The 4,604-nt window shown below is 37.3% G+C and carries 4 protein-coding genes and 1 pseudogene; all 5 read right to left on the reverse strand.

Features of this window, described 5'->3' with window-relative positions:
* Positions 1–348: 348 nt before the first annotated feature.
* Positions 349–1,479, reverse strand: coding sequence for a 2-hydroxyacyl-CoA dehydratase subunit D (locus AC3AX0_RS07730; RefSeq protein WP_487549728.1), 1,131 nt, complete (start codon positions 1,477–1,479; stop codon positions 349–351).
* Positions 1,479–2,747 (reverse strand): 2-hydroxyacyl-CoA dehydratase subunit D, encoded by a 1,269-nt coding sequence (locus AC3AX0_RS07735; RefSeq protein WP_487549729.1) that lies wholly within the window; start codon positions 2,745–2,747, stop codon positions 1,479–1,481. The genes AC3AX0_RS07730 and AC3AX0_RS07735 overlap by 1 nt, the downstream gene beginning before the upstream one ends.
* Positions 2,748–2,829: 82 nt before the next feature.
* Positions 2,830–3,618, reverse strand: a complete 789-nt coding sequence (locus AC3AX0_RS07740) for an acyl-CoA dehydratase activase (RefSeq protein ID WP_487549730.1) — start codon at positions 3,616–3,618, stop codon at positions 2,830–2,832.
* 52 nt (positions 3,619–3,670) lie between these two features.
* Complete coding sequence (locus tag AC3AX0_RS07745; RefSeq protein ID WP_487549731.1) at positions 3,671–4,087, reverse strand: VOC family protein; 417 nt, start codon at positions 4,085–4,087, stop codon at positions 3,671–3,673.
* 52 nt (positions 4,088–4,139) lie between these two features.
* Positions 4,140–4,604 (reverse strand): annotated as a pseudogene (locus AC3AX0_RS07750) (3-oxoacid CoA-transferase); the annotation flags it as partial.

The following is a 4,604-nucleotide window of genomic DNA, read 5'->3' on the forward strand; positions in this document are numbered from 1 at the left end:
AACATATGTGAATTGCAAAGTAATACATAAATATTTATTGTTATGCCAATAATATGAAATTTGCGACAAAAAAGCTTTTTATACTGAATGGTTTCCCCGAATATTTCAATGGTGTCACCTCTACTATTGTTATAAAAGAGCCGCCTCAATTGAGACAGCTCTTTTTAGTTCATTAATCAAAGACCATATTTAAATTCAATCAATTAAGAAGTGGCAATCCAAGCATTTTCATCCCCGAGCATACCTGTAATTATTGCCGTGTCAGTTTCTATATTTTTAGATTTATACAGCCATTTGATATAATTTGACTCAACAAAAGGGTTTATATTTTATGTCATTAATAAAGTTTTATTCTTGCGACTGAAGCATTTCGCTGAAACTGTTGATTCTTGTTCTGATCTGTTCGAAAGATGTTGTTTCTTGGTCTATTTCTATATATATATTGTCAATTGATGCATCCTGAAGCTGCTTGTAGTAAATTGGATAATCAAATTCTTCTGGATCACAAAATTTCATCATGCACACTATTACTGCATCAGCATTGTTTTCCTTGACCATATCAATAAGCATCTGTCCTCTTGGCTTTTTAACATTTGTAGCAAGTGAACATCCGTCAAAATTCTGCCACCATTGAGCAAGTCTGGATAATGGAGAATCCCCTGCAGGTACATCCATTCTAAACTGCTTTGATTCCTGTGCAAGGTCATCAGCTGCTATGGCTATGTCATATTCCTTGAATATTTCAAGAAGCTCGTCAGGCTCTGCTGTAATACCTGTTAACACAACTTTTTTACCTTTCCATTCTTTCCTGTCTAGCTTTTTGATTTCTTCATTCAATTCACTTACCAATGCTGTGTGCTCTGATTTTTCCATAAAGTATCTTGATTTTATTATAGCGTGTCTGCTTATAGGATCTATTATATGAGGATAATCTGCAGCAATTTTAACAAATTCTCTCATTGCGCTTCTATTTTTATTATATACTTCTATACTCTTTTCAATTGCTTCGTCAGTTATTTCAACTCCCAATATGTTTTCCAGCTTGGTTTTTATTATTTTAAATTCTTCAATGAGGAATCTGTTTGCTCCTTTTATCTTTCTGTTTTGGGGATGTGTAAACACTATTGTAGGTGATAATCCCTTCCATTTTTGGCTCATGCATTTAAGCGTATCACATGGTACAGATATTAATACCGCTTTCAAATCATCGTAAGCACCTTCTATCTGCATTTCCATTACAGACTGCATTATTGAGCATGCAAATGGTGGCAGATATGTCCTTGCTTTCTTTATGCTTTTTTGTCCACCCCAAATTCCTACAGGAAGATATCCCGATGCATGTATTATTTCTTCCGGAGCGTATACAGGCATTACACCTACTGCGCCCTTTCCTGTTTTATTTGTAAAATCCTCTACAGCCTTTGTAGGATTTTTTGAAATTTCTGTCAATTCGTTTATTATAACATTTATTCTGTTCATTATTTTTCCTCCAAAGTCTCATTCATCATTTCATCAAGTGCCTGTATCCTTGTGTCAAACTGTGCCGGTGCAAAGTTTCTAGGATCCGTCTGGTCTCCGTCAAAGCTTACATATGGAAGTCCATTTTCATCGTGAAGTCTCTCGGCAGTCTCATAATTCAATAGACTCATTAGCTTACAGCTTCTGTTCTGGTGATAAAGTACACCATCACACTTACCATTTGATATTACATCTCCAAGTACCTTGACCTTGTTGTCCAGGCAAGTGTTTATATATATTCTTGTATAGGCTTCAGCCATAGAGCTCATGTCTCCAGGTGTATATTCAAGGTTCCACAAACCAGGGTATGCAGATCCTGTCATCAAATTACCTTGATTCTTGAGGCCTTTGAATGTATGACCCAGATACGGCCATACGGCGATTCCTTCCCAAGTAACACGTTTTTTCTCATTTCCCTTGAATGCATATATTTCATTCTTAAGATTCTCTTCTAACTCATCAGCAAACTTTTTGAATGTTATTTCCGCATAGTCAAGACTTCTTGCACAAACTATAAGAGCCATAAAACTAAACAGATCAAAACCATTTAGAGGAGATGGTTTGTGTGAAGAAAGAGCTGCAAGTCTGTTCCACTGCGCTACAGACCTTTGTGTCTGCTTTTGTACTTCCATAAACTTGTCATAATCGAATTTCTTTCCTGTTGTCTCTTCAAGTATTTTTATTGCTTCTTCAAACTGGTCAGCAATATAGTCCTTTGAATATTGTGGTATAGGCATTGTATGATTGAAAGGAACATCAATGACTATACATGGTATGTCAAGCTCTACTGCAATGTTCTCATACCATTTCAGAAGAGTGTTACAAATATTGTTGCAAGTTATTACTATATCCGGCAAAGGAACGTCTGCTGCAGGCGAGTTTGCAAGTTTTTCAGGGGTAACTCCCGTGCGCGCCTTTTCCATCAACAGTTCCATATATCCAAGGTTTACCCTTGCATAAGAACAGGTATCCATGTTGTATCCCTTCCTGTCTGCAACCTCAAGCATATCAGGAGCACCTTTTCTTGCGCCTATTCCCGCCGCATGGGTTTCAGGATATACCATTGCTATGTCCATAGTCACACAAAACTCTGGTGGTGCAACAGACGCAGACCAGCATACAAGCTTGCCGTCTTTTTTTGCCTGTCTCGCTTCTTCGTCCAGTTTACCCTGATAGTATCCAAGGAGTTCTTTTGCTTTCATATCTTTAACGTCTTTAATATCACTCATGTTTTACCTCTCTTTATTTTTATCCACGGTTTTCACCGCAGTTTTTATTATTGAAATGTAGTTTGTTTCATCTGTATCAATTCTAAATAGCTTCTTCGGTCAAGGTCGCTTCATAGGCATAAATTGCAGCGCCCAAAGCTCCTGTTGTCTGAGGATTCGGCGCAACAATTACATCAGTGCCAAGTTCCTCGCTAATTGCTCTAACAACGCCTTTGTTTTGTGCAACTCCTCCACACATTACTATATCATCCTCAATGCCTGCCCTGTATGCCAGACTACAAGCTTTAGAAGCAGTTGAGTTATGAACTCCTGCTATGATATTCTGTTTCTTGAGGCCTTTTGACAACTGCGATATAACTTCAGATTCAGCAAACACAGTGCAAGTACTGCTTACAACTGATGGCTTATCTGCCATGGAATCATATTCACCCATATCACTTAAGTCCACTTCCAGTATCCTTGACATAACATCAAGAAATCTTCCTGTACCGGCAGCACACTTGTCATTCATGAAGAATTGTCTTACCCTTCCTGTCTTGTCAAGCTTAATGGCTTTTGCATCCTGACCACCAATATCAATTATAGTCCTGGCAGATGGAATTAGAAAATGTATTCCCTTGGCATGACAGCTTATTTCACTGAACTGTTTATCTGCCTTGGCTATTGAAAACCTTCCATACCCTGTAGTGACAGTCTTTTCAATGTCTTCTTCTGTCAGATTTGCATTTTCTAATGCTTCAGCCATTACTTTGCTGGGTCCAGTTGAACCCGTTCCTATTTGAGCAACTGCACTTGATATTATTTCTTTGCCATCTTTTAAAATCACAGTTTTTGATGATGCAGAACCAATGTCAATTCCCATTGTATACATGACATATCCTCCTTTTACCAATAATAAATTACTGGCTTCTTATTACTGATTATTATCTTTGAATCGGACCAACAGTTTGCACGTACTCAACAAGTATTCCTTGTCCGTATTTTGGTTTTAAGAAATTGACAATAATATCGCTAGTTCCCGGAACGGCACTGCCTTCAAGCATTTCCATCCCCTTGCTTTCAAAATCCTGACGAATAGCCTCAATATCTTCAACTTCATAAGCAATATGTGCAATGCCTCCCTTTCCATTATTGAAATTCTTAAGAGGACTGCCCTCTCCGGGAATAATCAATTCCACCGGACTTTCATTTTCAGTATATTTTGTGAATATCAACTCTGCCTTATAAGCCTCAACAAACCCTTCATAATCAACTTCCAAATTAAATGTTTCAAGGAATTTGTCAGCAGCTTCCCTTGTATTGAGTACAATTCCAACGTGGTGCATTCTCATAGTTTTCATAATGTTCATCCTCCAATTTTTAAAAACATGTTATTTATTATTTTATTTTTTACTATTTCAATTCCAGTCCCATATTTTCTTCTCTAAAAATTCTTTCATCCATCAATTTTACTTCATCAGCTATATTAGGCTTGAACTCCATCATATCAAGAATCTGACTCTGCATATCTATTCCAGGCGCAATTTCCATGAGCCACAACCCGTCTTTTCTAAGTTCAAAGACACATCTTTCGGTAATATATAAAATCGGCTGACCTGTCTTGTTTGCATAATTACCACTGAAGGTAACCTGGTCAACTTCTTTTCTGAACTTGAGCCTCTTTCCTTCATTATCAATAATCATCTTGCCGTCTTCGATTTTTGTTTTTAATCCTCCTGCAGTAAAAGTACCGCAGAAAAACACTTTTTTAGAATTCTGTGTAATATTGATAAATCCACCGCAACCAGTAAGTTTAGGACCAAACTTACTAACATTTATATTTCCTTTCTCATCACATTGGGCAAGTCCCAAAAATGC

This window comes from Dethiosulfatibacter sp., from assembly GCF_983023055.1.

Coding starts and splice junctions, on each gene's coding strand:
- AC3AX0_RS07730 (WP_487549728.1), bottom strand. CDS start 1,479: ATGAACAGAATAAATGTTATAATAAACGAATTGACAGAAATTTCAAAA.
- AC3AX0_RS07735 (WP_487549729.1), bottom strand. CDS start 2,747: ATGAGTGATATTAAAGACGTTAAAGATATGAAAGCAAAAGAACTCCTT.
- AC3AX0_RS07740 (WP_487549730.1), bottom strand. CDS start 3,618: ATGTATACAATGGGAATTGACATTGGTTCTGCATCATCAAAAACTGTG.
- AC3AX0_RS07745 (WP_487549731.1), bottom strand. CDS start 4,087: ATGAAAACTATGAGAATGCACCACGTTGGAATTGTACTCAATACAAGG.